The organism is Bacillus altitudinis 41KF2b, assembly GCF_000691145.1.
Taxonomy (GTDB): domain Bacteria; phylum Bacillota; class Bacilli; order Bacillales; family Bacillaceae; genus Bacillus; species Bacillus altitudinis.
The window spans coordinates 261,304-288,054 of sequence record NZ_ASJC01000004.1; the positions used below are offsets into that span (position 1 = coordinate 261,304).

The window sequence follows — 26,751 nt, forward strand, 5'->3', positions numbered from 1 at the left end:
TTCTCTTCATTACTCATATTCTACTGAAAAGAAATAAAAATTGCCAACTCATTTATATGACAAACGCCCCTATTTATACATCCAACCATATCTAATGACCTATGAATCTTCTTCTAAGATGCTGTTGTGGAAATCATGAAAAAAAGGCGTTACACCTCCGTGTATCCGCCTTTTTCTTATGAGGAAATCAGTTGTGTAAAGACAACCAATCTTTTTTCATGTGTACCGGCTGCATGATCAAAAGTTCCCGTACATGTGATGAAATTGAGATTCCGTGTAAAGGCGTACCCGAAAAAAGCATTTGGTTTCTCTTCGCGCGGATAGCTTTTCACCTTGAGAACCTCAAAGGCTCGCTTTTCCCCTGACGAGGATGTCACAATGACTTTGTCTCCCTTTTTTAGCTCCTTTAATCGATAAAAAACAGCTGGACCCCATTTATTATCAACATGACCATTTATGACAGCATTCCCTTTATCACCAGGCTTCGGACCATCTTCAAACCAAGCCGTGTGATCTGTATTTTGCGGAACACCCATACTGCCATCCTTTGATAAAGTCGTTTTCTCCACTTTTGCTTGGACATCAATCGCTGGAATGGAGATGTCAGCGGGGACAATACCCGATGGCTCATCTTTTAACGTGTCGTGTGAATGAGATGGATTCTTGGCTTGTTTTGCTGTCATTGGCTCAGGAGATGATGCAGTTTCAGAGGATGACTTTTCATCTATTGATTGGGATGCGCAGCCCGTGATGATGAGAAGCGTAAGAATACTAAACAGCCATCTTTTCACGCAAGTCGACCTCCTTTTGAAGAAAGGAACGGCACGATTGTGCACGTTCCCTCTTGTCTTGATATTGTTTAATTTGATGGTTTACGGCGAATGAGGAAGAACGCCCCCACTGCACCTCCGGCTAAGATGAGACTTGCCATCATCCCAGCAAATGCTTCATATGACATACCTAATGGACCGGCTGTGCCTCCCATACCTGTTTTCGGCATCTCATTTGGCATGTTGGATTTGAATAATTCAGGATGCTGATCGACAATAGCTGATGCGACATCTTGACCAACCATGAACATATGGCCGTATGCTTCTCTGACAGTCGGGTACAGCTGATCATATTCGCCATTGTGATAAGACGTGTACGTTTTGATGAGCTCATCAATATGGGTTTTCAACCCGGCTTCTAAGTCAGCCGCCTTCAAGCGGCCATCTGTCGCTTGATCTAAAAATTTTGCTTGTTTCATACGGTAAGCATCTAAATCTTTAACAGCCTTCTCTTTTGCTTGCTCGTCTCCTGATGCATCCGCTTTAACATAATCAACTAAATATCCGATATGACTTGACCAGATCGTTTTAAATTGTTTTCCTGCATCTTTTCCATAAACAGAAGCGATCGCATCTGATAGATCATTCGTGTTTTCATTTAACGCTGCTGCCGCTTGGTCAAAGTCCTTGCTGCCATCATTCCCTTTTTGCATAGCCACTACCGCGAGTGCCAAATGCTCTGAGAACAAGTAGTTTAAATCCTCACGAAGATCTGCGGCTGGAGTATCCACTGATTTTTGATCAAATTTCCCAGGAAATTGATCTGTAATCGCCCATGATACACCTTTACCTACTTCAAACATATGATGAATGGATTTTCTGACCGTTTCATAGGTTGTATCAAAATCCTTTTCTGTGTAACTATCAAAAGCTTTTAGCAGTTCATTGACGTGCATTTTTAAACCTTCTTCAAGTTCACTTGCTTTCAATCTTCCACCTGTTGCTTTATCAAGCATATCAGCTTGTTTCATGCGGTATTGATCAAGCTCTTTGACCGCTTTCTTTTTACCTGCTTCATCTTTTTTCGCTGTTGCTTGTACATAATCAACGAAGTAGCCGATATGGCTTGACCAAATCTCTTTAAATTGTTTCCCTGCTTTTTTTCCATACACAGAGGCGATCGCATCTGATAGATCATTCGTGTTTTCATTTAACGCTGCTGCTGCTTGATCAAAATCTTTACTGCCGTCAATTCCCTTTTGCATCGTGATCACTGCTAAATAAGCATGTTCTGAGAAGAGCTGATCAAGCGCTGCGCGAAGATCCGTTGCTTTATTTGACACCTCTTGTGATGATGACGACTTTTTTGCATCCCCATGCATATGTCCTTCGTGTGCACTTGCCATTTGAGCAGTTGGTAATAATAATGCTGCACTAAGCGGGATCGTTAAAAATGCTTTTTTCATTTTCATCTGTTTTGCCTCCTCTTTCCGTTTGTTATGTACTTAACGGCGAGAGAAGTGAAATGGATCATTCCCACAGCATATTTTTTTGTTTCATTCATTTCATAAAAAAAAGCCGGATTACCCGGCTGATACGTTACGACTTTTGGATGCTTTTCGTTCTTTGTATATTTTCCTCACCACTGGATAAATCACTGGTGCCCATTTGACAATTTGTTTCAGCCACTTTTTCATTTTCTCCCGCGCCTCCTTATTGTCATTCTTACAAGACAATTCCCGATCTTGTCATGAAATAAACAGGTGCGGGAGAGCAGGAGTTAAATGACGCCTTGTGCGATCATGGCATCTGCCACTTTGCGAAATCCTGCAATATTTGCGCCTACCATTAAGTTTCCAGCGTATCCGTATTCTTCAGCTGTCTCAGTACACTGACGATAAATCGACTGCATCATTTGTTTCAACTGACCATCTACTTCTTCAAAAGTCCAAGACATTCTCGCACTGTTTTGCGCCATTTCTAACGCCGAAACACCCACTCCGCCAGCATTTGCCGCTTTTGCTGGTGCAAACAAAATATCATGTTGTTCAAATACTTTGACGGCCCCAAGTGTGGACGGCATATTGGCCCCTTCTCCTACAGCGATGACACCGTTTGCCACTAGCTGCTGTGCTTGCGACTCTGAAATTTCATTTTGGGTCGCACATGGCAGCGCAATGTCACAAGGAAGAGACCAAATTTGTTCGCAATCTTCAATCAATTCAGCATGCGGGTGAATGTCTATGTAGGCAGCAATTCGCTGGTTGTCGACTTCCTTCAGCTGCTTCACTGTCTCAAGTGAAATGCCTTGAGGGTCGTAAATGGCTCCGCTTGAATCACTACAAGCCACAACCTTTCCGCCTAATTCCAATACTTTTTCCATCGCATAAATCGATACATTCCCTGAGCCAGACACAACAACAGATCGCCCTTCAAATTGCATTCCGTGGGCTTTTAACATTTCTTCCATAAAGTACACCAGTCCATAGCCTGTCGCTTCTTTTCTCGCTAAGCTGCCTCCAAAACCAGGACTTTTTCCTGTCAGGACACCTGCTTCATACGCACCACGCATTTTTTTGTACTGTCCGAACATATAGCCAATTTCGCGTGCACCTACCCCAATATCTCCTGCCGGTACATCTTGATCAGGTCCAATATAACGACTGAGTTCACTCATAAAACTTTGAACAAAACGCATGATTTCTCCATCAGATTTCCCTTTAGGGTCAAAATCTGATCCACCTTTCCCTCCGCCGATCGGCAAACCTGTCAGTGCGTTTTTAAAGATTTGTTCAAATCCTAAAAACTTGATGATGCTTGCATTGACCGATGGGTGAAACCGAATGCCCCCCTTATAAGGACCGATGGCACTATTAAATTGAACCCTGAATCCTCTGTTCACCTGTACTTTGCCTTCATCGTCTACCCACGGTACACGAAACATCACAAGCCGCTCAGGCTCAATTAAGCGTTCTAAGATCCCCTGTTTTTCATACTCTGGGTGTTTTGCAAAAACCGGGACGAGGGATTCCAGAATTTCTTTCACGGCTTGCTGGAATTCCGCCTCGCCTGGATTCCGTTTTTCTACATCCTCTAGCACACGGTGGATGTAGCTTTGTGCTGTTTGTGCTGCTCGATCTAAGGTCAACATGTCTCATCTGCCTCCTTGTCAATATCTCACTCTTTGGTTGTTAGATTTTCTAACGCATATTGAGATTAATTTAACACCATTTGTAAAAACTGATCAATATTGATAACAGATGAAAACGATGCCGAAATGAGATAGATCAAGCAGAATCACCTTCCGTCATGAAAATGACCCGTTCAAAAAATGACTATCGTTCTAGAAATGACGAACTGGACGTTCAACATCCCGCTTTCTTTGACACATTCATGAAACTTTCACTTTTTCTAGATGATGATCATTCAAAAAAAAGGTCAAAAGTTTTACAACGTCTTTCAATCTTTTCTGAGCTTTTCTCCTCTTTTCCGATCAGGTAAGACAACACACAGCCAATATAAAATAGAAGAAGATGGGAAGTTGATTAACCCAATGATACCCCAGAACCATTTATAACGCCCTCTTTTCTTGGCATCCATAAATAAGAGAAATCCCTGTGCAAACAGTAACGGTAATGCGCACAATAAGATGATCATTTCCGTCTGACTCATAAGGAAGACCCTCCTTTAATCTGTTGATATTCCTTGATGCCGACAACCACACAGAGTGGCACGCTCACCACTTGGAGAAGAATGAAGATGATGGGCAAATGAGTAATGGCAGCTGCAAAAAGTGTCATGATGGTCAGACTGACGAGGATGTACGCCAGCACTTCTTGTTTAAAACGTTTTTTCTCTTTTTCCTTTGCCTGCTTTAGCATCAACATCAAAGCTTGTTCACTCGGCTTTTCTACTTCGATTTGTTCATCGAGCTCCTGCAGCTCCTCTTTTAAACGATCGGCGAAACGATCTTCTTTCATCAGTCCCACTCCTTTCGAATTTTCTTGATCCCATGATGAACCCTCGATTTCACCGTACCTTCTCTCACCCCGAGCATCGAAGCGATTTCAGGGTAAGTAAAGCCATAATAGTAATGGAGAAGGATCGGTGCTCTCTCCTGAGCCTTTAACTCATTTAAAGCATCCCACATGTCATGCCAAGTATGGCCTTTTTGCTGAACATCCCATTTGAACCGGCGGATGGCTTCTTGATTCGCCTTTCCTTCTCTCGTTTGTTCACGTTTTCTTTTCTTTTGATGATCTAAAAATTGTCTAGATGCAATGGACATGAGCCATGTTGAAAATAATGAATCTCCTCTAAAAGAAGAAAGTTTCATGTACGCTTTGAGCATCGTTTCTTGCATGATCTCCTCTGTCAGCTCTTGTTGAAGGGTCAATTTCATCAAATAACGGTAAAGAAACGAATAATGATGCCGATAAAGGGCTGTAAATGCGGCATCATCCCCCTGTTTTGCCCGCTTGATCCATAAAGTCTCCTCGGTCTGCTCCAAACACGTCCCTCCTTCCTTTCTATCTCTTATTGATTAGACGACACCAGTGATCGCATCGTTTAAAATAGACCTTCTTTTTTTTAATTGGAGCCTTGTCTACCTGTTGTTTAGCGCACGGATCTATTTGATATCCAATTTTTTCTTATGTAATGATTATGACAGGTCTTTGTCTCTAACAAAATGACGCTTTCGTAATCATCTTGATTTTCCTTCAAATGGGGAACGTCCTTTTCATAATCACTAGGTTACCCCAATACCTATCGTCAATGATCCTTGTCTCATGTAGATAAATTGAAATAATCATTGCCTTAGTTTCCTTGAAAATCGTGGAATACTTCGTTTCAATTCTTAGCCGATGATACCTTTTTGCGTGCTATGCTCTTCCTACATTCCGAAAGAGGCGATGCTGGCAAAGGAAGGAGGAGCGGTTGAATCGCAGCTTATTTTGGAAACGTTTACATTAAAACAAAATAGAGAATGGAGATGTTCATGTTGAAGAAAAAAGTTCCAATGTTAGCTGGTGTGTTAGCGGTTGGTCTCGTGACTTCATTATTTGCGCCAAATGGGGAGGCAAAAGCAGCAACGAAATATCCAGAAAGCCCTTCGATTATGGCCAATTTTAATCAGCAAGGATTCTCCACATTAAATGGCGGTACAACAGGCGGTGAAGGCGGTAAAACGGTGACGGTGAAAACCGGAAATGAACTATTAGCTGCCCTCAAAAGCAAAGGAACAAATGAAAAATTGAAAATCGTGGTAGACGGAACGATTACTCCTTCTAATACTTCAGCCAATAAAATTGATGTGAAAGATACAAACAATGTCTCCATCGTCGGTAAAGGGACAAACGGCGAATTTAACGGGATTGGTATTAAAGTATGGCGCGCCAATAACGTCATCATCCGCAACCTCAAAATCCATCACAGCAAAATCGGTGATAAAGATGCCATCGGAATCGAAGGTGCCTCTAAAAACGTATGGGTCGACCATAATGAACTCTACAACACTTTAAACTCTGATAAAGATGACTATGATGGGTTATTCGATGTGAAAAATGACTCTGATTACATTACGTTCTCATGGAACTATGTCCATGACAGCTGGAAAACGATGCTGATGGGCAGCTCCGATAACGATAACTACAACAGAAAAATCACGTTCCACAACAACCGTTTTGAAAACTTGAACTCTCGTGTACCGTCTATGCGCTTCGGGGAAGGCCATGTGTATAACAACTATTACAAAAACATCCTAACAACAGCGATTAATTCACGTATGGGCGCGAAAATGAGAATTGAACACAACGTATTTGAAAACACGAAAAATGCCATCGGCAGCTGGGACAGCAGTAAAGTTGGTACTTGGCATGTCATCAACAACTCTTATATTAACAGCACAGGTAGCCTGCCAACGTCTTCAACAGGTACGTACAACCCTCCTTATAACTACTCTTTGCTTAACGTGAACAATGTGAAATCAGAAGTTGTATCAAATGCGGGTGTAGGAAAAGTAAATCCTTAATCTCAAAAAAACGTTCGGGCAGAAATCTTCTGTCCGAACGTTCTTGTCATCCATTTTTTACACGACCGAAAATGGACGGTCCATTTCATACAGCTTTTGATAACGCAGGTTTTCTTTCAGCAAATCATGATGCTGCCCCTGCATCTCAATGCGTCCACCTTCAATAAACATCATACGATCGCATGCCTCACAGCCAGTGAGATGATGGGTGATCCAAATGACTGTTTTTCCTTTTAACACACGGAAGATTGTTTCAAGCAATTCACGCTCTGTGCGTGGATCAAGCCCAACGGTTGGTTCATCTAATACAACAATCGGTGTGTTTTGCAGCAAAATCCGAGCTAGAGCCATACGCTGCCTTTCTCCACCAGAGAAACGAACCCCTGTCTCTTGTACACCTGTGTGATAACCTTCTGGCAAAGACTCAATGTAATCGTGCAGCTGCACTTGCCGCGCGGCTTCTTTTACTTGCTCTTCTGTCGCTTCTGGAGAGCCTAAGCGAATGTTGTTTAAAACAGATGTATCGAATAAATAGGGCTGTTGATTGAGCACAGACACATAAGAGGATACCTCCTCTTGAATGCTTTGTACCGGTTTCCCCTGAATACTGACAACCCCTTGATTTGGCACGACTGCCCCTTCTAACAATTTTAAAATGGTCGATTTGCCTGCACCGCTTTTTCCTAAAAGAGCGAGCGATTCACCTTGCTTCAGTGAAAACGAAAAATGCTTTAGTACATGTTTATTGACTTCATATCCGAAGGTGACTTGATCAAAACAGACCGCTTCAACGCCATCAGAGACGGGTGTCTCGTCTGCTGCCTCCCTCTCCACTAATCCTTCATACGACTGCTCTTCATAATGATTTAATCTGCTGACGGCATGCTGATAAACAGGAATATCACCTGCTGCATCTGACAGCGGAAGAAAAGCTTCTGTTAATGGAAACAGCACAAGCACAAAGGCTGCGATGAGCGTGTGCGGCATAGAACCAGCCTGAACGACTGAGCCGCTCCAATACACGACAAAGACGACTGCTCCTCCAATGACTAGCTGTGCTAAAAATTGGCGCAGACGGATAAACCGGTGCTTTGCCGCTTCGAGTGCTAATAGCTTTGCTTCTTTTCGTTCATAGCCTTCAACAAAATCGTTCTGTCTGCCGCTAAACAACCAGTCACTCACGCCCATAACGGCATCTGTTAAATGGCTGTACAGTTCATTTCTGCCTTTCTTCATTTGAATTTGTCGTGCCCGGTTCACAAGTACTGTGATGTATGGGAATACAAATACAAGCAGCGCCATATAAAGCAGCATCAATCCGGCAAAAGGCCATGAAAAAAGCCCAAGGGCTCCAATCGAAGCGGCATATAAAAGCAGCGCACCGATAGATGGAAAGATTGTTTTTAAATACGCATCCTGTAATCTCTCCACATCTTCTGATAACAGCCCAAGCATTTCACCTGTTCCAAGCTTCGTCTGTTTGGCACTTCGTTCAGCCATATCATAAAGACGTACCCGCATTTTTTCAATCATCGTCAAAATGAGCTGATGACTCGCCAGTCTTTCTGCATAACGAGCAGCTGAGCGTGAAATACCAAAGGTACGTACTGCCACGATTGGGACATAGACCATCAAGATATTCTCAGGTCTTGTGGCAGCTTTTGAAATGAGGAACCCTGACGTATACATGAGCATAGAAGCAGAAAACACCGCAATCGCCCCTAAAAAAAGCACCAAGGCAAACAGCTTTTGATTCTCCTTGATATAAGGTATAAACCAGCCTTTACTGACCATGTGTGACCGCCCCCATTTGTTCCTGTACCAATTGATAGTACACACCTTTTCTTTTCATTAATGATTCATGAGTCCCCATCTCTGCAATCGTCCCATGATCCATCACAATGATTTCATCCATATCCGTCATCCAATGAAGTCTGTGTGTGGCTAAAAACACAAGTTTATTTCCAAACAATGGAAGCATTGTTTTCTTCAATTCATACTCTGTCTCAATATCCAGATGAGCCGTTGGTTCATCTAACAGCATAATGGATCGCTGGCCGAGCACTGTGCGAGCGAGTGCAATCCGCTGCGCTTGTCCGCCGCTCAGTCCTCTGCCCTGTTCGCCAATGACCTCATCCAGTCCATTGGGGAGTTCCGCTACGAGATGAGACAAACCTGCCTCTTCCACCGCTCTTTCGACGTCTTCATCGGTTGCATTCGGTTCATAAAAACGAATATTTTCTCTCAGTGTCATGTGAAATAAATAAGGATGCTGCGGCATATAAACGACTTCTTTTTGCCATGCCGCCAGCTGTAAATGAGCAAGCGGCTTTCCGTTTAGGATGATTTCACCTGCAGACGGTTCAACAAAACCGCCGAGAACATCCGTTAACGTCGATTTCCCCGAACCACTGGCACCGATGATCCCAATTTTTTTCTTTCCTTTCACAGTGAGGTCCACATCCTGAATCGAATATGGTGCATGCTCATCATGTAAGACACTGACATCTTGCAGTGTGAGCTCAGATTGCTCATTCCACTCGTTCAGCTGCACGGATTGTGTCTCCTGCTCTCGGAAGCCCTTTTCCTCTAAAATCACTTGAATCGCCTCATTCGCTTCTTTACCGTTTAACGTCGCATGATAATCATTTCCCACTTCACGGACTGGCAAGAAATATTCTGGCGCGAGCATCAGTGCGGTCAAAGCCGGCAATAACAAAAGATCTCCTTCAATTAAGCGCAAGCCGAGAAATACAGCGACAGTCGCAATGGACAGCATAGAAAAGAAATCGAGAGCAAAAGATGAAAGAAAGGCGACTTTCAGTGTGCTCATCGTCGCCTTTCGATAACGCTTTGAGACCTCTCCAATATTGCGAGAATGCTTTTTGCTAATCCCTAAGTAACGAAGCGTTTCAAGGCCACGGAGAGAATCAGTAAAATGATTGGATAATTTCTCATACGATCTCCATTGTTTGGCCGCTTTACGCTGAGCGACAAGTCCTAGCAAAATCATAAAAACAATTAAAATCGGCAGCGTGACAATGAGAATGACAGCAGATGTTTCATCTAATGTCCAAACATAGACAAGCACCATCACCGGAATAACTGCCATGTTCACCATTTTCGGCAAAAACAGCTGTAAATACTGACGATATTGGGCAATGCCCTCCATCGCCAATGTCACAAGCTTTCCTGTTCCTTTTTTCTTCGTGAAAGCTGGCCCTAAACGGAACAGCTGGTCCAGCAGCTGCTTTCTCACGTCTGCTCCAATTCGGGAAGAATAGGTGAACATGACCTTCTCCCGCATCAAGGTGAGACCGTGCCGCACCAGAAAGGCAGCAAGAAACAGCAAGACATAAGGCGTTGCCTGCATGAGGCTCTTCCCGTCAAACAGCGTTGTTATGGCATGTGCCAGCCACTGTGCTTGAAAAATAATACTTGCTCCTTGGATGATTGACACAATACCTAAGAGGGCAAGAAGCCCCCTCATTCCTTTTAGTTGAAGCAAACGTTTATCCATTAGTAAGTCATTGGCTCCTTACCGCTTACACGTTTACGGAAGACATAGTAGCTCCAGATTTGATACCCAAGCACAAAAGGTAGCAAAGAAATGGCAACAATCGTCATGACCGTCAGTGAATAAGATCCTGATGCAGCGTTTTGAATGGTGAGGTCGAATGCATGGTTGATCGAACTAATCATGACACGTGGGAATAATGCTGTGAAAAGCATGGTCACCGTCACCATAATACCTGCACCTGTGAATAAAAATGTCCATCCATCACGCTCTTTTCTCATAAAGAATAGAGCCGCTACATAACAAACCACAATGAGTACAGTTAAAGGGATCGTAATGATCGGACGCACGGTATAAATGTCTGTTTCAAGAATAGACACACCAACAAATACAACAAGAACCGGCAGTGCAATCAATAAAACACGCTGACCGAGCTTTCTTGCACGATTTCTTAAATCACCCTCAGTGCGGAGTGTGACGAAAATCAATCCATGCAGAAGGCAAAGAACCGTCACAGCTACCCCGCCGATCACTGAATAAAGATTCACAAAGTCTGTAAATCCAGCGTACATATTCATGCTTTGATCAATGGGCATTCCTCGTAAAATACTTGTGAATAGCACGCCGAGTAAAAATGGCGGAAGCAGGCTGCCAAAGAAGATCACCCAGTCCCACGTTTTGATCCATGAAGCCTTCTCGACCTTCCCTCTAAATTCAAAGGCGACCCCCCGCCCAATGAGCGCTAGTAGGAGAACCGTAAACGGAATATAGTATCCGCTGAACATCGTAGCGTACCAGTGAGGAAAAGCGGCGAAAATAGCCCCACCAGCTGTAATCAGCCAGACCTCATTCGCATCCCAGAAAGGGCCAATCGTATTGATTAAAATGCGGCGCTCATGTGCATCTTTTCCAAGAAGCTGCATGGACATCCCGACACCAAAATCAAATCCTTCTAAGAAGAAAAATCCAACAAACAATACTGCGACAAGAATAAACCAAATCTCGTTAAGATATGCCATGATATGCGCCTCCATCAAATGGATCTGTAGACAGGTCCGTTTCATCCTTTTGATCTGTATTCTCTTCAGAATGTGCACCTTTTTTAATTTCTCGAATGAATAAGTAGGCAAGCACGATGGCAAGAATCAGATAAATGGTCGTAAAGCTAATGACTGAGAATAGCAACATGCCGTACGATACGTTTGGTGAAATGGATTGTGCGGTTGTCATCATACCAAAGACTGTCCACGGCTGACGCCCAATTTCCGTCATGATCCAGCCCGCTGAGTTTGCAATAAACGGGAACGCAATCATCCATACCATGAAGCGTAAATACCATTTGTTTGATTCTAGTTTTTTTCTAAAGCTCAAATACAAACCAATCATACTAGCAAAAATCATCAACATGCCGGCACCTACCATGATTCTAAAGCTCCAGAAGGTTGTTTTGACTGGAGGAATGTAATCTCCAGTACCAAACTTGGCTTCATATTCTTTTTGAAGGGTCAGCATGCCTGGCACATCTCCACTAAACTTCGAATAAGCCAAGTAACTTAAAGCAAACGGAATATTGATCTCCGCAGAGTTTTCTTTTTTATCTGTGTCAATGTTAGCAAATAGTGTCCAAGCCGCTGGATCTCCACTATCCTTCCAAAGGGCTTCACTTGCTGCCATCTTCATCGGCTGTGATTCCATTAAGTGCTTCGCTTGATCATGTCCAGAGAACGCCACACCTAAGCCAGAAATGAAAGCAAGCACCATGGCAATCTGGAAAGATTTTTTGAAAAAGGCGACTTCTTGTTTTTTGATCATTTTATAGGCACTGACACCCGCGATAAAGAAAGCACCGGTTGCCAATGCACCAAACAGAACGTGCGGGAACTCTACCCAAAGTTGCGGATTTGTCACGAGCGCCCCAAAGTCATTCATTTCTGCACGGCCATTTTTAATCACAAATCCAACTGGCTCCTGCATAAATGAGTTGGCGAGTAAAATCCAAAACGCCGAAAAGATCGTACCAAGAGAAACAAGCCAAATACATAACAAATGAATTTTTTTCGGTAGACGGTCCCAGCCGAATATCCAAAGACCAATAAAGGTCGATTCAAGGAAAAAGGCCAATAACGCTTCAATGGCAAGCGGTGCACCAAAGACATCACCGACAAACCTTGAATAATCAGACCAGTTCATCCCAAACTGGAATTCTTGCAGAATCCCTGTCACCACACCTACTGCAAAGTTAATTAAGAAAAGGTGACCCCAAAATTTCGCCATCTTTTTATAAATCTCTTTTTTCTTGACGACATAAAGGGTTTGCATCAATGCAACGATAAATACCAAACCTATAGACATAGGAACAAAAATAAAATGAAATAATGTCGTTGAGGCAAATTGAAATCTTGCTAAAAACAGCTCACTCACAGCCTTACATCCTCCCTTACTTTCGCATGCCGAATGATTCGAGATATTTATGCTCACCATTTCACAAAAAGTTCACTATTTGTTCAATGATTCACAAGTGGAAGTCCATTTGATATAGTTCACTCGGTGAAATTTTACTCTTGATTTTCATTCGGTTAGTTATTTATACCTGTACTTTACACCCATGCGCTTCAAAAATAAAGTAAATTTTACCTAAAATTTGGATGGGATTGTGTCAGTTGTTTGAATACTTTGTCAAAAATATGTGACGGAAAGAGACAATCACAAAAAAATAGCGCTGCTTCTTCGCTGCAGCGCTTTTGAATATTTAGGCTTTTTTCTGTAAAGCGGGTCTTGTCACTTGCACTTCATAGTACGTAATTTTGTTTTTTAGCAGGCCTTCAGGTTTCGCCTTTCCATGAGCGTGCGCATCACCAAATGCCTGAGATTTTGTCCAATTCACAAAGTCTTCTTTTCGATTCCAGCGGGTGTGAATGGTTACTTCATCGTAATCAGTTGTCTGCTGAGTGACCCATACTTCCATTCCTAAAAAGCCTTCCATAAATTCTACTTGCCCCTGCTTGTTAAACCGTTTAACAAGGTGGTCGGCACTGCCTTTTTCTACTCTTACTTGGTTATTTACAATAATCATGTTTGGTTCATCTCCCTTTTGTTGTTGAATGGAGGCAATGGGGATAATGAGTGGATGCGGTCCGTCTAAGTGAACCTCTGCCTGAATCCCAAAAACCTCCTTGAAAAAGTCTTCTGTTAACACTTCTTTTGGTGAGCCAATTTGATGCACCTGACCTCGCTTCATAGCAATGAGACGGTCACAATATTTTGCGGCCTGCTGCAAGTCATGGAGAACCATTAAAATGGTGATGCCATGTGTTTGATTCAGCTGTTTGAGCAGCTCCAGTAATTCAAGCTGATGCGCAATGTCTAAATAAGTGGTTGGCTCATCCAGAATGATGGTCTCTGTCTTCTGAGCCAGTGCCATTGCAATATATGCCTTTTGTCTTTCTCCGCCTGATAATGTATGGAGCATTCTGTTTTCATTCATGCGGCTATTCGTCACCTCAAGCGCCCACTCAATCGCTTCATGATCTGACGTGGTGCTTTTTTTCCAGATGGAACGATGCGGACTGCGTCCAAGTGCGACCAGCTCACGTACTGTCATCGATGGAATGGCGGTTCTTGTTTGCATGAGAACCGCCACCTCCTTGGCGATCTCCTGTGCCGTCATCTCTTTTTGCGGGATGTCGTGAATGTAAATCATGCCGCTTTCGATTGAGGTCAGTCGTGCGGCCGCTTTGATAAAAGTCGACTTACCTGACCCATTCGGGCCAATGATTCCAGTTACACTGCCTTTAGGAACAGCTGCTGAAATGGAAGACAGCCGAAAGCCGCCTTGACTGAGACTCACGTCATCCATTGCAATGACATCCATCTTAACCCCTCCCTTTCTTTTTTAATAAATAGAGGAAGAAAGGTGCACCGATGCAAGCAAGCAAGATCCCTACAGGCAATTCAACCGGTGTAAACCAGACCCGTGCTGCTGTATCGGCAAAGACCACAAGCACGCCCCCTCCAAGCATTGAAATCGGCAGCAAATACCGGTAATCATCTCCGATTAAAAGACGGATAAAATGGGGCACAACAAGCCCGACAAAACCGATTAAACCACTGACACTGACAGCCGCTCCAGCTAAAAGAGCGGCCAGCGTAATGAGAAAAAATCGAGTCCGCTCTACTCGAAGGCCCAATAACTGAGCCGATTCATCGCCAAGCAAAAGGAGATTGGACGGTTTAATGGCGAAAAAACAAAGACATAATCCAGCCAGCGCATATGGCGACACAAAGCTAAGATGATGCCAGCTCCGTCCGTTTAATCCCCCTGATAGAAAAGGCAAAACAGCCTGCACACGCTCACTATAAAGCACCATAAACCCATTCATCACCGCACCGAGCAAGGCATTGACGGCAACACCTGCCAAGATCAATTTAAGCGGTGAAACCCCTTGATCAAATGACAGCATATACACGACAAGAGCTGCTAATAAGGCGCCCAGAAAAGCGGCTGCCGGAAGCAAATACGTGAATTGTGGAAGAACAATCATGCTGAGTACAGCAGCTAACCCGCCGCCCGCAGTCACACCAATGATCCCAGGGTCAGCCAGTGGATTTCGGACAACTCCTTGTAAAATCGCCCCTGATGCAGCGAGGCAGGCCCCAACGAGAAAACCAATGAGCACACGGGGCAGCCGTAAATCCATGACAATTTTTTCATGAACAGGCAGACCTGATCCCGTGAAGACAGCCATTAAATCCGTCAGCGATAATTGGACAGAACCTACCGCAAGTCCTAGACAGACGCCCACACATAAAGAGAGAAACAATCCTGGTAACAGCCATTTTCGTCTTGACTGCCTTTTTTGAAAATCTAGTTCTGCATTCATCTTCATGATGACAATCGCTTCAATTTCTTCTCTAATTCATCGATCGCTCTGATGACTTCTGCGCCTGGATTTGTCCCAAATAGGTCACTTGGCAGAATCTCAACGTGTCCATTTTTGACAGCTGATACATCGTGCCACGCCGCATTTTGCTTCATTTCACTCATAAAGCCTGCTTTGACATCTTCAGGATTGCTGTGTGTCATCAGCAAAATGAGATCTGGATCGGCCTCGATTACCTTTTCTGCATTGATTTGTGCATATTGCGGAAACTTTTCGAGTGCTGGTTCATTTTCAGCAATATTCGCCCCACCAGCGATCCGCAGCAGATCACCACTTAAAGATTGTGGAAGTGCCGCCATATATGTGCCGGGCGCACCATATACAACGAGTGTCTTTACTTTTTTCTCAGGCTGCTTCACTTGCTTGATCCGCTGATCGATTTGAGCATTGAGCGCTTTGGCCTTTTGCTGCTTTCCAAGTAAATCACCAAATAAAGTAACTTGACGCTGGATATCCTTCACTGAGTTGGCACTTGTCAAAAGAAGCTGTGAACCAATTCCTTCTATAGTAGAGATATCCTTGCTGTTTAATGATTCATTCCCAAGCACCACATCGGGCTTTAAACTCGTGATCAGCTCGACATCAAATTGATGGGTTGTGCCAATTGATTGTACGGACTTTGCCTTTTGTAGATTGTCTGGCAATTCGGCAGTTGGCCGGCCGACAACCTGACCACCTAGAGCATAAATGATGCTCATGTCGCCAGTTGACAACGAGACGATCCGTTCAGGTGATTCATGAAACGATAATGTTCTGCCGGCAAAATCCTGAATGTTGAGCGCACCTTGCTTGCTCTCATTCTCGACAGGCGCCGCCTGGCTGCATCCGCCGAGGAGGAGCACGACGACGAGTCCTGCCCAAATCACATGTAAACATTTCAACCGTCTGTCTCTCCTTTTCTAGTAAACTTTCTTTAGCTTCGCCTGTACCACGAGACGCTTGTTTTTAGGTGCCAGCACGTGATCACAGGTCGATAATGTGAGAATCAAGTCATCTGTGGATACGTCTGTTTTCGTTTGATAGATGGACTTCTTACGCACAGCTTGCAAGTAGTGCGCATATTCACCAAGATCCTGAAAATCAGTCTGAATATAATCGAAATCGACTGTCGTCTCATACACAGCAAAAATCTCTGCTTCATAGCTTTGGTACAGCGTATCGTACTGAAATGTGCGATGATCTTGGAAGAAATCTTTTTTCAAATAGTTTGTGAGACCAGCAAACATAGACCCATCCCTCATCCGATGACCGTACACCACTGTATTGGGACTTTCATGCAAGACGTCATTACGATAATCCATAAAGATACTGCCTGCCCGTGTGTCATCCTTTACATAATTACGAGTTAAATAGAATGCATTATCGTTTGACTGAACAATTGGATACTGAATCATCGTGTCCTTCATATCAATCCAACCGACAATGTCTTCATTCACCTTTCGCAAATCATCAAATGACTGACGGATTTCTCCAGGTTTTCGCTGTTTCATTCCATCCTCGTGTGTGTAAAGTGTCTGAGCCTTTGCAAGCACCTGACGATTTTGATAATAGCCAAAGAGCTCCAAGCCAATGGCCGTACCGCTATATAGGAAAACACCTAAACAGACGATCGTCAGCATTCGCTGCCCGATCCTTTTCCCTCGTTTCACACTGTCTCACCTGCTTTTTGCACAACTTATATGCCTACAGGCACGATATACATCCCTGTTTCTGCATCTTGCTTAATTGTGACGGACACATGATAAATGTGCCGCACCATCTCTTCGGTTAACACATCATTGGGCCGCCCTTCGCGGATAATTTGTCCATCTTTCATGGCGATGATGACATCACTATAGCGAATCGCCTGATTCATATCGTGCAGGACCATCACGATGGTTAATCCATGCTCGACATTGAGCTCTCGAATGAGCTCAAGAATGTCAAATTGATAATACACATCCAAATAAGTCGTCGGTTCATCTAAGAAAAGCATCGGTGTTTTTTGCGCTAAAGCCATCGCAATCCATACACGCTGCCGTTCTCCGCCTGACAATGAGGCGAGTGGCACCTTTCGCTTATCCGTCAGCTTTGTACAGGACAGCGCCCACTCGATTGCTTTCTCATCCTCTTCCTTGTCACTGCCGCGCATCGTTTGGTACGGCGTTCTCCCAAATGCCACGACTCGTTCGATCGTCAAATCAAGCGGCGCTTCATTTTGCTGATGTACGACTGCCAGCTTTCTCGCGAGTTCCCTTGGCTTGAACGCATTCAGCTCTTGTCCATCTAAATGAATCTGTCCTTTATGTGGACAATGGTTATGTGCCATCAAAGAAAGCAGCGTGGATTTGCCCGAGCCATTTGGACCGATAATGGTCGTAATTTTTCCTTTTTCGATCTTCGTGGTGACCGATTGAACAATGTCCCTCTGTCGATCATAGGAAAACGACACCTCACGAATGTCCATGCAGACGATCCCCCCTTCTTAATAAAAAGATCAGAAACGGTCCGCCAATGACAGCCATGATTGTAGAAGCAGGGATTTCATTTGGTGCCACAAGCGTTCTGCCGAGCGTATCAGCCGTCAAAATGAGCAAGGCCCCGCTTAACGCAGAAAATGGAATCAGTACCCGATGGTCCGAACCGACAAGCCTTCTAGAGATATGGGGAATGAGCAAACCGACAAAGGCAATCACGCCCGCTACCGCAGCAGTCACCGCTGCTAATAACACCGCCGTGATTGAAATCAAAAGGCGCATTCTGGTCACACGCAATCCTAAGTTTTTCGCCGTCTTATCTTGAAGGGCAAGCAAGTTACACCATCTGCTAAAGAAAAGCGCAACCACAAGCCCAATGACGCCATAGACACCGATTAAACGGACATCTCCCCACGTTTTCATCGTCAGATTCGACTGCCCCGACTGATTAATGGTGATATTGAAATAGCTGCAAATGGTCACAAACGCTTCTGCCATCCCTGTAAACATGGCATTGATGGCGATCCCCACCAGAATCATTCGAATCGGGCTTAAGCCGCCTTTCCAAGACAACACGTATACGAGGAAGCAGGCAATTGCCCCGCCTAAAACTGAAAATAAAGGAGAATAGAAATAAAATTGAGGAAGCGCTGTAATTGCCATTAAAGAAAAGAAGCTAGCTCCCGATGAAATACCAATAACACCGGCATCTGCTAATGGATTCCTCATCACAGACTGCAAGAGGACACCGGAGACAGATAAAGCCGCCCCTGTAAACATCGCAATGAGCATGCGGGGGATTCTTAAATCTTTAATGATTTCTACCTGTGCATGTTGACCGGTCATAAGCCCTTCCAATAATTCAATCGGTGTAACATGAATGCTCCCCGTAATGGCGGAATAAATAAATACGCCGGCTAGTAAGAGACTGACTATCAGAAATAAAATCCCTGTTTTTTTCATCTTGAACGTCCTTTTATCATTAAGATTCGCCGCTTATGACGGGTACAACATACGAGTCAATTCATCTAATGCCTCTGCTGCCTTTAAGTTGCCTGTTGTCCCGAATAAGCTTTCTTCGAGGTCGTACACCCGGTCTTGTTTGACCGCATTAAAATGTTTCCAAATATCATTTGTTTTAAATTCTTGATCAAACATTTTGACGACTTCATCCGGCATCCCATGTGCAGCTCGGAGAATGATATCTGGATTGGCTTTTTGTAAATACTCCGTATTGGATGCCAAATACTCCATTTTCTCACCTTTTACGATGTTCTTTCCTCCTGCAATACGCACAAGATCACCGATATAGGAATTCTCTGTTGCCACTAAATAACTGCCTGGTACACCAAGCAAAATGAGAACGGATGGCTTCGTCTTTCCCTTCGTTCTCTCTTGTACGTCTTTCTTTTTTTGTTCAAAATCATCCACAATGCGTTTCGCTTGTGTCTTTCTATCATATTTTTCTCCAAGCTTTGTGATGGCGTTCTCCATCTTGTCCAGGCTCTCAAGGTTGAGGTATGTCGCAGGGACAGAAGCTTGTTGAAAAGGCGTTTCTAAATCATATTGAAGGGTCGTGACAGACAGGACATCTGTCGGTTGAAGTGATTGGATGATTTCCATGTCCGGGCTCATTGGGTTACCGACTGCTGGGAGTCCTTTGTATCGAGCCGGCAAGGATTTTTGACTTGTTGGCACCCCGACAAGATCCACCTCTAGCGCATCCATGATCTCAGCAGCAGCTACAGTCGTTGCCACAATGCGGGCACTTGATGCTGCATTTTTTTTGCCTTTCGCTGCGCTTTCAGCTGATTGTGAGCAGCCTGCTAAGAAGACGCACACACATAGAGCCGTGATCAGGGTACATAACATTCGATGCTTCAAAAAACGGAAGCCTCCTTTCGAAAAAAAGGAAGTGGATGCGCCGAGATGAATGGCGCACCTCACTTAAAATAGATTCTTTATCTTGTACGAGTTTGATACTTTCTGACGAGCACGAATAGTGATCCGCCGAATAAAAGAATGTACACCCAAAGAAGTGAAGTATCTCCTGTTTTTGGGTTCAGCTGACCTGTCTCAGACTTGGTTTGGTCATCTGATGGCGTAAAGGTCATCTGCTCTGCACCCGTTTCCTCAGGGGCGAGATTCACAAGCTGGCTTGGTTGAGAATCGTGATCATTTGGATTTTTTACAAATCCGATGCTCTCATCGTCTCCGATCACCGTCGCAATTCCGCTTCCTTCACCACTTGCGATGCCTTTCGTATCATAAACAAGTTTGACATCATACTGCTCATAATAATTGGCAGCTGGAATGTCAATTTTCACGCGTGCTGCCTGATCACTACTCAAACTTTTTGCTTCATATTGAATCACTCGTGTATCTGCTTTTTGATCAGCCTTTGCAACTAGCGTCTCTTCAAATTTACCGCCGGTTCCTACTTGGAACGACGTGATGGCTGAGCTGTTCTTCACAGTGTATGAAACGAAATGGCGGCCATTTTTCACCACCAATGTCGCAGGGCTCACGACGTAATCGTTCATGCGAGAAAGCTCATCTTTGTCTGCTTTCTTCATTGAAAAAGGAAGCTTGTACACCCCGTCTTTTAGCTGAACTGTCTCTTGATTCGTTCCGCCGTTCGTTGTGTCTGGTGCTGGTTTATTTGGTTTTGGTGTTTCTGGTGTAGCCGGTGTTTCTTCCTCTATTTGACCGTCCTTCAGTGGAACGATACTTTTTGAATCAAATTGAAAACGAATATCGTACGTTTGATCATAGTGAGCGGCTGCTACTACAATGTGTACTTTTCCGTTAACTGCTTTTTTCAGATCAGACACTTCAAATGAAGCCACTCTTGTGTTCTTTGCTTGATCTGTGCTCACGTTTTTCACTTCTTGATAAGAACCGTTTTTCTCTATTTTCAAAGAATCAACTGACGTATGATCCTTCACCGTAAAGGAAACGGTTTGCGTTCCATTTTTAACGGTTAACGATGCTGGATGTGAGAAGTATTGGCTCATCCGAGATGCCTCATCCTCATCGCCCTTCAGCACACTGTAGTTGATACGATACACACCATCTTTTAATTGGTTCTGCGTCGAATCAACTGGTGTTGTGCCGTTTTGATCATCTGGCTTTGTTTCGCTGTCGCCTGGCGTCGTGCCACTTTGATCATCCGGCTTTGTTTCGCTGTCGCCTGGCGTCGTACCATTTTGATCATCTGGTGTTGTTTCGCTGTCGCCTGGCGTCGTACCGTTTTGATCATCAGGTGTTGTTTCACTATCGTCTGGCTTCGCAGGCGTGACAAGTGTGAGACTGCTCTGATCGAAAGCGATCTGTACGTCATACGCCTCATCATAAATAAAGCCGCCTAAGTCCCAGTAAATTTTGACCCAGCCATTTAATTTGGCTGATACATCGGCTACATCAAATTTGATCACACGCGTATTCGCTGTCTCATCTTCACTGACCGTTTCAGTGGTGACGAGAGAGCCATTTTGTTCGACCTTGAAATCTGTGATTTCTTTGCTTTGCTTCAGCGTAAGATAGGCAGTCGTCTTGCCATTTTCGATGATGAGCTTAGCTGGCTTTTCTGTATACGTATCCATCATGGATGCTTCAGTGCTGCCATTTTTTAAAATGGTGAATCCGGCCGTATATTCACCATCAACCAATGATGCCGCCTGAGCCGTTCCTTGAGGCAGCTGAAACGCAGTCAACAAACTGAATAAAACGAGCAGAATAGCTGTCTGTAGATGAAAAAGACGTTTCAAAAGATGACACTTCCTTCCGTTAATGCTTGATGATCCACTTTCTCGCTAAAAACCCGCCTGAACATAAGACAAGCACAAGGAGCCATCCCATCTGGCTTGTATCACCAGTTTGAGGATTTTCTTCTTGTTTTGTTTTGGTGGATGAATCAGTTGTTTTGGTTGTTTCTTTTGATGATTCTTGATGTTTTGCTGCACCTGCTGTTTCTTTTGAACTGTCAGAAGAAAGTGACTTGATGCTGCTTTCATCGAATTTCAGCTGGATGGTATAGTCGTGATCATAATCAGCCGATTTGACTGTGACATGGATTTTTGACTTGATTGGTTTAGACAAACTCTGTGCTTGGAATTGAACAAGCCTTGTATTGGCTTTCTTATTCGTTGATAGAACCGTCGTATCGACATAGCCACCATTTCCCGGCACTTTAAATTCCGTTACCCAGCTGCTGTTTTTAATGGTCATTTGCACAGTCAGCTTGCCATTTTTCACGATCACTTTTGCCGGCTTCAGCCAGTAATCATTTGCCATCGAAACGGCAGTTCCTTCGGCCTTCATCACAGTGTAATTGACGGAGTATGTACCATCATTTAATGAGGCAGCCTGTGCATTTGAAAAAGGCAGTATAAGTGCCAGCAATAATGCAGCCACAAAGGCTGGCATCCTGATCCATTTTTTCATCAGATGAATTTCCTCCCTTTTTATTGAACAGTTGCTGCATCAAACTTGATGCGAATATCGTAATTGCCTGTATATCCAATGACCGGTACAGTCACACTCACTTTAGCTGGTACAACATCTGTCAGGCTGTTGACATTGAACTCTACCGTTCTCTTATTAGCAGCTGTGTTTGTACTGATCACCTTCGCATCTTTGTAGACACCTTGATCCAATGTTTTAAAGCTTGTAATCCAAGAGCTGTTCGTTAACGTGACTTGCGCTTTGATTTTTCCGTCCTTCACAACAAGCTTAGCTGGTTTTTCAAAATACGTATTTGCTGTTGACGTTGAATCACTGTCTGCTTTCCATACCACATATTGTGCTGAATATTGACCATCTGCTAAGTCTGCTGCTGAGGCAGAGCTAACCGGGGCTAGAGCAAACAATAGAACAAAGCTAAAGAATAATAAGACGTGTGATGCTGAACGAAGTGATTTCATATATATCCTCCTAAATGATATTGATAATTATTCTCAATAGACAATAAAAAAAATAACCTTTATCAGCGTATGAATCACACTCATAAATGATTATGATAATCATTATCAATTGAGTTTAAAAAATAAATCTTTGCTTTCGACAAGTCAAAGATGTCTGCTGCTACATGATGTAGTGATACACGGTTTAGGTAATCTGTCCCATTCATGATACCATGGCATAACCTCCCCATTCCATTACAGGGAAAAGAACCCTCTTCTCCTTGATATTATATGATGAATGAATTTATTGTCAACATCATTTTTCATACTATTGACTTAGATTTCTGGAAAATCACAAAAAAAAAATCGATCAGGGGCACTGATCGAAATCGATTAAGAAGGGACATGTTCACCCTTTTCACTATTTTTTCGCTCTAAAGACCAAGCATACATTTCCCGTATGACTGGTTCAATTTTCTTTCCTTGTTCTGTTAGTTCATATTCAATCCGCACGGGAATGTCGGGATATACTTTTTTCTCAACAAGACCTTCAGCTTCTAAATCTTTCAGCCTTTCTGATAATAACCGTCCGCTGATGTTCATTTCATTTTCTAGCTGACAAAAACGTTTTGGCCCTGTCAAAAGCTGATTGATGATGAGAATCACCCACTTCTTCCCTAAAATCTCCATGGCATCTGTAATTGGGCAGCCATCTACTTGAGCCATACTTTACTCCCTCCTGCTTTTCTCTACTTTTTTTCATTATAACATAATTAATTACTTGAAATAAGTCACTAACTATTATATAGTTTAGTTACTAAAAGTAACAAGGTGATCATTTTTATCAATTTTCAATAAACCATTGAACATGCAGATGCATATAACATGAAGGAGATGACCGAGCTTTGAATACAATAGAGCAGGTAAGATTAGGTGTAACAGAATTACATGTGTCCAGCTTTGAGCGTTCTTTGCCTTTTTATACAGACATTTTAGGTTTTACTTTATTAGAACAGACGGATTCTACTGTCACGCTTGGCAGCAACGCAAAGGAACCAATCCTTGTGCTGAAAGAAGATGTGCAGCTGAAAGAGAAGCCGGATCATGAGCCAGGACTTTATCATTTTGCGGTTTTATTACCTACCAGAAAAAACCTGGGCACATGGCTGGCGCATGTGATCAAAAAAGGCTATCCTTTAATTGGAGCAAGCGATCACTTTTTCAGTGAAGCCATTTATTTAAGTGATCCAGATGGCATCGGCGTTGAGATTTATGCTGATCGTCCTCAGGACATATGGGTAGGTGAGCATGGAGAGCTGAAAGGTGGCGGAAATGCTCCGCTTGATGGAGATGGTCTCCTGCAAGAAGCCGCTGATTCCACCTGGGAAGGACTCCCGGCTGGTACAGTCATGGGACACTTGCATTTCCATCTCAACCCAGAAGAAGCCGATTCCTTTTATGTGAACACGCTCGGTTTTCATATCCGAATGGCTCCCCCAGCCAGCTTATTCGTTGCTGGTGGCGTCTATCATCACCACCTTGCCTTTAATGCATGGGGACGCGGGAGAAAAGGAGCCATTGATCCACGTTTTTCAGGAATTAGAAGCTATACACTGGTTTTCCCAAAAGAAGACGATAGAACATCCGTCGTCGAACGTCTGACAAAAGCAGGTGTTCACATGAACACGACAGGAAAAAGTAACGAATTTATTGATCCATTTGGCGTTCTCGTTCGTTTACAGATTGAAGAAACAGACAAAAAAGAAGGTGCAGAATATGGACAAACACACAGAGGTTAAAACAGCCATTTTAAAAGATAAAATCAAACGAGTACAGCAAGAAGACGGATTTATATATATCACTGGACCTATTAAACTGCCAGTGAATTTAGACGGTAGAACGGTCATGTTTAACTGGTATTCATGGTTAAAAGATGATGGGAAAGAACCATTATCAGATGATGCTTTAATCGAAAGCCTTTCCTCCCGTGAGCTTGCAGATCACCAGCAATCAAGTGTCCTTGTTTACGGAGATTTCGAACATGCTGATGAAGCGCTGATCCGCATGCATTCCATCTGCCACACCGGCGATATTTTCGGAAGCAAACGCTGCGATTGCGGGTTCCAATTGAAACAGTCTATGCGGATGATTGAGGACAATGGAGCAGGCGCACTGTTTTATTTAGCCAACCATGAAGGACGCGGGATTGGTCTTTTCAGTAAAGCCATGGCCTACATCTTGCAAGAAAACGGCTACGATACAGTAGAAGCAAACGAAGCACTAGGCTTTGAAGATGATACACGTCAATATGAAGAAGCGATTGCTGTTCTTCAAACATTGCGTACAAAACCAGTCAGACTTATTACCAATAATCCGAAAAAGACCGATGCTATCAGTCATGCAGGCCTTTCTCTTTCTGGACGGATTCCACTTTGGGGTGATGTCTCTGAGTTCAATGAGAAATACTTGCAGACAAAAATTAACCGCTCAGGCCATATGAAGGCGGATCAAGAGGTGCGTACGATTGCCACATCATGAGCGATATATGAAACTAGCCCTTGAAAATGCCGAAGCAATGAAAGGTCAGACATCTCCCAATCCGCTCGTCGGGGCTGTGATTGTGCGAGAAAATGAAATTGTTGGGGTCGGGGCGCATATGAAGGCCGGCGAACTACATGCAGAAATCCATGCGCTAAAAATGGCTGGAGATAAGGCAAAAGGTGCCACGATCTATGTGACACTAGAGCCTTGTTCCCACCATGGCCGCACAGGCCCATGCGCTGAAGCACTTGTGAAAGCTGGCGTCGAAACTGTTGTCGTGGCGGCACTTGATCCGAATCCGCTGGTCGCTGGCCGCGGGATTGCCATTTTACAAGACGCTGGCATACAAGTTATCACGGGCGTACTTGAACAGGAATCCATTCTGATGAATGAAGTATTTAATCACTTTATTACGAAAAAAACACCTTTCGTGACGCTCAAAGCGGGCATTACGTTAGACGGAAAAATTGCATCTGCTACGTCTGACAGCAAGTGGATTACATCAGAGACGTCCCGTTATGATGCACATCACATTCGCAGTATCAACGATGCCATCTTGGTCGGTGCGCAAACCGTCATTCACGACGATCCTTCATTAACAGCACGGATTCCAAACGGTCATCATCCAATTCGAATTGTCTTAGACTCTAAACTGTCTATCCCGCTGACAGCAAAGGTGGTCACAGATCAGATGGCACCAACATGGATTTTCACAACAAAACAAGCCGATGAAGAAAAACGAGCCGCTTTAGAAGCAGCTGGCGTCAGTGTCATCATGACGGATAGCGATATCCGGGTGCCCTTACAAGAAGTACTTCAAGTGCTCGGAGAAAGAAATGTCTCCTCCCTGATGATTGAAGGCGGCGGACAAATCAATGCCTCATTTTTGGAGCAGCAGCTTGTCGATAAACTCGTCATCTACATGGCACCTAAGCTCATTGGCGGACGACTCTCTCCTTCTTTTTTCGGAGGCGAAGGCATACGCCTCATGAGTGATGCAATTGAACTGGAACAGCTCTCTCTTGAACCACTCGGAAAAGATATAAAGATAACGGGTTATCCTGTTTATCAATAAACAACAAAGCTTGTAGATTGAGTCTGCAAGCTTTTTTCTCATCATTGAATTTGAGGTGATTAAATTGAACATCAAAGGAATAAACCATTTATTATTTTCTGTTTCTGATTTAGAGACATCTATTGATTTTTACACAAAGGTCTTTAATGCCAAATTGTTAACAAAGGGCAGAACGACAGCTTACTTTGATTTGAACGGCCTGTGGCTTGCCCTCAATGTAGAAAAAGACATTCCTCGTCAAGACATCCATCACTCTTACACACACATCGCTTTTTCTATTGATGAGGAGGATGTAGATCCAATGCATAACAAACTAAAAGATTTGAACGTCAACATCTTACCAAGCCGGCCAAGAGACGAAAGAGATCAGAAGTCGATTTATTTCACAGACCCTGATGGACATAAATTTGAATTTCATACAGGAACCTTGAAAGATCGATTGGATTATTACAAACTAGAGAAAACACATATGGAGTTTTATGAATGAAACGCAAAGAAAAACAGAGAGGAAACAACA

27 protein-coding genes are annotated in these 26,751 nt (G+C 43.6%); 5 read left to right on the top strand and 22 right to left on the bottom strand.

Going from position 1 to position 26,751, the window contains the following annotated elements; genetic code table 11:
- Positions 1–176 precede the first annotated feature (176 nt).
- From BA79_RS09685 to sigY, 7 genes are all read right to left on the bottom strand, one after another.
- Positions 177–791, bottom strand: coding sequence for a class F sortase (locus tag BA79_RS09685; RefSeq protein ID WP_008345565.1), 615 nt, complete (start codon positions 789–791; stop codon positions 177–179).
- A 68-nt stretch (positions 792–859) separates the two neighbouring features.
- Positions 860–2,242, bottom strand: a complete 1,383-nt coding sequence (locus tag BA79_RS09690; RefSeq protein WP_035702513.1) for a hypothetical protein — start codon at positions 2,240–2,242, stop codon at positions 860–862.
- Between the two features lie 111 nt (positions 2,243–2,353).
- A complete protein-coding gene (locus tag BA79_RS19700) occupies positions 2,354–2,467 on the bottom strand; it encodes a hypothetical protein (RefSeq protein ID WP_008345567.1) in 114 nt (37 codons plus the stop codon).
- Between the two features lie 83 nt (positions 2,468–2,550).
- The gene (gene gdhA, locus BA79_RS09695) at positions 2,551–3,921 is read right to left on the bottom strand and encodes an NADP-specific glutamate dehydrogenase (RefSeq protein WP_035389910.1); all 1,371 of its coding nucleotides are present in this window, start codon (positions 3,919–3,921) and stop codon (positions 2,551–2,553) included.
- A 308-nt stretch (positions 3,922–4,229) separates the two neighbouring features.
- Positions 4,230–4,442, bottom strand: a complete 213-nt coding sequence (locus BA79_RS09700; RefSeq protein WP_008345569.1) for a hypothetical protein — start codon at positions 4,440–4,442, stop codon at positions 4,230–4,232.
- Positions 4,439–4,750 (bottom strand): YxlC family protein, encoded by a 312-nt coding sequence (locus BA79_RS09705; protein WP_035702515.1) that lies wholly within the window; start codon positions 4,748–4,750, stop codon positions 4,439–4,441. Before BA79_RS09705 ends, BA79_RS09700 begins: the two co-directional genes overlap by 4 nt.
- Positions 4,750–5,280: an RNA polymerase sigma factor SigY gene (gene sigY, locus BA79_RS09710; RefSeq protein ID WP_007497895.1), complete on the bottom strand. Its 531-nt coding sequence runs from the start codon at positions 5,278–5,280 to the stop codon at positions 4,750–4,752. The genes BA79_RS09705 and sigY overlap by 1 nt, the downstream gene beginning before the upstream one ends.
- Positions 5,281–5,769: 489 nt before the next feature.
- Between sigY and BA79_RS09715 the strand changes: the two genes are divergently transcribed.
- Complete coding sequence (locus BA79_RS09715; protein WP_017368316.1) at positions 5,770–6,801, top strand: pectate lyase family protein; 1,032 nt, start codon at positions 5,770–5,772, stop codon at positions 6,799–6,801.
- A gap of 57 nt (positions 6,802–6,858) precedes the next feature.
- On the opposite strand, the gene cydC is transcribed toward BA79_RS09715, so the two are convergent.
- From cydC to BA79_RS09790, 15 genes are all read right to left on the bottom strand, one after another.
- The gene (cydC, locus tag BA79_RS09720) at positions 6,859–8,595 is read right to left on the bottom strand and encodes a thiol reductant ABC exporter subunit CydC (protein ID WP_035702518.1); all 1,737 of its coding nucleotides are present in this window, start codon (positions 8,593–8,595) and stop codon (positions 6,859–6,861) included.
- Positions 8,585–10,321 carry a thiol reductant ABC exporter subunit CydD gene (cydD, locus tag BA79_RS09725; protein ID WP_035702519.1) on the bottom strand — a complete coding sequence of 579 codons (1,737 nt, stop codon included), beginning with the start codon at positions 10,319–10,321 and terminating at the stop codon, positions 8,585–8,587. The genes cydC and cydD overlap by 11 nt, the downstream gene beginning before the upstream one ends.
- Positions 10,321–11,337 (bottom strand): cytochrome d ubiquinol oxidase subunit II, encoded by a 1,017-nt coding sequence (gene cydB / locus BA79_RS09730; RefSeq protein ID WP_017368319.1) that lies wholly within the window; start codon positions 11,335–11,337, stop codon positions 10,321–10,323. The genes cydD and cydB overlap by 1 nt, the downstream gene beginning before the upstream one ends.
- Positions 11,324–12,739, bottom strand: coding sequence for a cytochrome ubiquinol oxidase subunit I (locus BA79_RS09735; protein WP_035702521.1), 1,416 nt, complete (start codon positions 12,737–12,739; stop codon positions 11,324–11,326). Before BA79_RS09735 ends, cydB begins: the two co-directional genes overlap by 14 nt.
- Positions 12,740–13,067: 328 nt before the next feature.
- Complete coding sequence (isdG, locus tag BA79_RS19815; RefSeq protein ID WP_035702523.1) at positions 13,068–14,189, bottom strand: heme oxygenase; 1,122 nt, start codon at positions 14,187–14,189, stop codon at positions 13,068–13,070.
- Between the two features lies 1 nt (position 14,190).
- Positions 14,191–15,204 carry a FecCD family ABC transporter permease gene (locus BA79_RS09745; RefSeq protein WP_035702526.1) on the bottom strand — a complete coding sequence of 338 codons (1,014 nt, stop codon included), beginning with the start codon at positions 15,202–15,204 and terminating at the stop codon, positions 14,191–14,193.
- Positions 15,201–16,139: an ABC transporter substrate-binding protein gene (locus tag BA79_RS09750; RefSeq protein ID WP_017358683.1), complete on the bottom strand. Its 939-nt coding sequence runs from the start codon at positions 16,137–16,139 to the stop codon at positions 15,201–15,203. Before BA79_RS09750 ends, BA79_RS09745 begins: the two co-directional genes overlap by 4 nt.
- Positions 16,140–16,157: 18 nt before the next feature.
- Positions 16,158–16,907, bottom strand: coding sequence for a class B sortase (srtB, locus tag BA79_RS09755; RefSeq protein ID WP_017358682.1), 750 nt, complete (start codon positions 16,905–16,907; stop codon positions 16,158–16,160).
- Positions 16,908–16,933: 26 nt separating this feature from the next.
- Positions 16,934–17,704 (bottom strand): ABC transporter ATP-binding protein, encoded by a 771-nt coding sequence (locus tag BA79_RS09760; protein WP_035702529.1) that lies wholly within the window; start codon positions 17,702–17,704, stop codon positions 16,934–16,936.
- The gene (locus BA79_RS09765; RefSeq protein ID WP_007497915.1) at positions 17,691–18,677 is read right to left on the bottom strand and encodes a FecCD family ABC transporter permease; all 987 of its coding nucleotides are present in this window, start codon (positions 18,675–18,677) and stop codon (positions 17,691–17,693) included. Before BA79_RS09765 ends, BA79_RS09760 begins: the two co-directional genes overlap by 14 nt.
- Before the next feature lie 33 nt (positions 18,678–18,710).
- A complete protein-coding gene (gene isdE, locus BA79_RS09770; protein ID WP_035702532.1) occupies positions 18,711–19,598 on the bottom strand; it encodes a heme ABC transporter substrate-binding protein IsdE in 888 nt (295 codons plus the stop codon).
- Between the two features lie 77 nt (positions 19,599–19,675).
- Positions 19,676–21,484: an NEAT domain-containing protein gene (locus BA79_RS09775; protein WP_035702535.1), complete on the bottom strand. Its 1,809-nt coding sequence runs from the start codon at positions 21,482–21,484 to the stop codon at positions 19,676–19,678.
- 19 nt (positions 21,485–21,503) lie between these two features.
- Positions 21,504–22,160, bottom strand: coding sequence for a heme uptake protein IsdC (gene isdC, locus BA79_RS09780; protein WP_035702537.1), 657 nt, complete (start codon positions 22,158–22,160; stop codon positions 21,504–21,506).
- 20 nt (positions 22,161–22,180) lie between these two features.
- The gene (locus BA79_RS09785) at positions 22,181–22,639 is read right to left on the bottom strand and encodes an NEAT domain-containing protein (RefSeq protein ID WP_035702539.1); all 459 of its coding nucleotides are present in this window, start codon (positions 22,637–22,639) and stop codon (positions 22,181–22,183) included.
- 372 nt (positions 22,640–23,011) lie between these two features.
- Entirely contained in the window at positions 23,012–23,344 is a 333-nt protein-coding gene (locus BA79_RS09790) for a winged helix-turn-helix transcriptional regulator (RefSeq protein WP_007497926.1), read from the bottom strand.
- 179 nt (positions 23,345–23,523) lie between these two features.
- Between BA79_RS09790 and BA79_RS09795 the strand changes: the two genes are divergently transcribed.
- The 4 genes from BA79_RS09795 to fosM all read left to right on the top strand — a co-directional run bounded on the left by BA79_RS09795 (position 23,524) and on the right by fosM (position 26,721).
- Entirely contained in the window at positions 23,524–24,417 is an 894-nt protein-coding gene (locus BA79_RS09795; protein ID WP_035702540.1) for a VOC family protein, read from the top strand.
- Positions 24,395–25,156, top strand: coding sequence for a GTP cyclohydrolase II (locus BA79_RS09800; RefSeq protein WP_035702541.1), 762 nt, complete (start codon positions 24,395–24,397; stop codon positions 25,154–25,156). The genes BA79_RS09795 and BA79_RS09800 overlap by 23 nt, the downstream gene beginning before the upstream one ends.
- Positions 25,143–26,234 (top strand): bifunctional diaminohydroxyphosphoribosylaminopyrimidine deaminase/5-amino-6-(5-phosphoribosylamino)uracil reductase RibD, encoded by a 1,092-nt coding sequence (ribD, locus tag BA79_RS09805; RefSeq protein WP_035702544.1) that lies wholly within the window; start codon positions 25,143–25,145, stop codon positions 26,232–26,234. The genes BA79_RS09800 and ribD overlap by 14 nt, the downstream gene beginning before the upstream one ends.
- A 64-nt stretch (positions 26,235–26,298) precedes the next feature.
- The gene (gene fosM, locus BA79_RS09810; RefSeq protein ID WP_035389942.1) at positions 26,299–26,721 is read left to right on the top strand and encodes a FosM family fosfomycin resistance protein; all 423 of its coding nucleotides are present in this window, start codon (positions 26,299–26,301) and stop codon (positions 26,719–26,721) included.
- Positions 26,722–26,751 lie beyond the last annotated feature (30 nt).

What these genes read in the sequence shown, in the direction of transcription:
- BA79_RS09790 (WP_007497926.1), bottom strand. Translation starts at nt 23,344, where the DNA reads ATGGCTCAAGTAGATGGCTGCCCAATTACAGATGCCATGGAGATTTTA.
- BA79_RS09705 (WP_035702515.1), bottom strand. Translation starts at nt 4,750, where the DNA reads ATGAAAGAAGATCGTTTCGCCGATCGTTTAAAAGAGGAGCTGCAGGAG.
- cydC (WP_035702518.1), bottom strand. Translation starts at nt 8,595, where the DNA reads ATGGTCAGTAAAGGCTGGTTTATACCTTATATCAAGGAGAATCAAAAG.
- isdG (WP_035702523.1), bottom strand. Translation starts at nt 14,189, where the DNA reads ATGGATGTCATTGCAATGGATGACGTGAGTCTCAGTCAAGGCGGCTTT.
- BA79_RS19700 (WP_008345567.1), bottom strand. Translation starts at nt 2,467, where the DNA reads ATGAAAAAGTGGCTGAAACAAATTGTCAAATGGGCACCAGTGATTTAT.
- BA79_RS09690 (WP_035702513.1), bottom strand. Translation starts at nt 2,242, where the DNA reads ATGAAAATGAAAAAAGCATTTTTAACGATCCCGCTTAGTGCAGCATTA.
- cydB (WP_017368319.1), bottom strand. Translation starts at nt 11,337, where the DNA reads ATGGCATATCTTAACGAGATTTGGTTTATTCTTGTCGCAGTATTGTTT.
- BA79_RS09745 (WP_035702526.1), bottom strand. Translation starts at nt 15,204, where the DNA reads ATGAAGATGAATGCAGAACTAGATTTTCAAAAAAGGCAGTCAAGACGA.
- BA79_RS09715 (WP_017368316.1), top strand. Translation starts at nt 5,770, where the DNA reads ATGTTGAAGAAAAAAGTTCCAATGTTAGCTGGTGTGTTAGCGGTTGGT.
- BA79_RS09800 (WP_035702541.1), top strand. Translation starts at nt 24,395, where the DNA reads ATGGACAAACACACAGAGGTTAAAACAGCCATTTTAAAAGATAAAATC.
- cydD (WP_035702519.1), bottom strand. Translation starts at nt 10,321, where the DNA reads ATGGATAAACGTTTGCTTCAACTAAAAGGAATGAGGGGGCTTCTTGCC.
- BA79_RS09765 (WP_007497915.1), bottom strand. Translation starts at nt 18,677, where the DNA reads ATGAAAAAAACAGGGATTTTATTTCTGATAGTCAGTCTCTTACTAGCC.
- BA79_RS09760 (WP_035702529.1), bottom strand. Translation starts at nt 17,704, where the DNA reads ATGGACATTCGTGAGGTGTCGTTTTCCTATGATCGACAGAGGGACATT.
- gdhA (WP_035389910.1), bottom strand. Translation starts at nt 3,921, where the DNA reads ATGTTGACCTTAGATCGAGCAGCACAAACAGCACAAAGCTACATCCAC.
- isdC (WP_035702537.1), bottom strand. Translation starts at nt 22,160, where the DNA reads ATGAAAAAATGGATCAGGATGCCAGCCTTTGTGGCTGCATTATTGCTG.
- BA79_RS09785 (WP_035702539.1), bottom strand. Translation starts at nt 22,639, where the DNA reads ATGAAATCACTTCGTTCAGCATCACACGTCTTATTATTCTTTAGCTTT.
- BA79_RS09700 (WP_008345569.1), bottom strand. Translation starts at nt 4,442, where the DNA reads ATGAGTCAGACGGAAATGATCATCTTATTGTGCGCATTACCGTTACTG.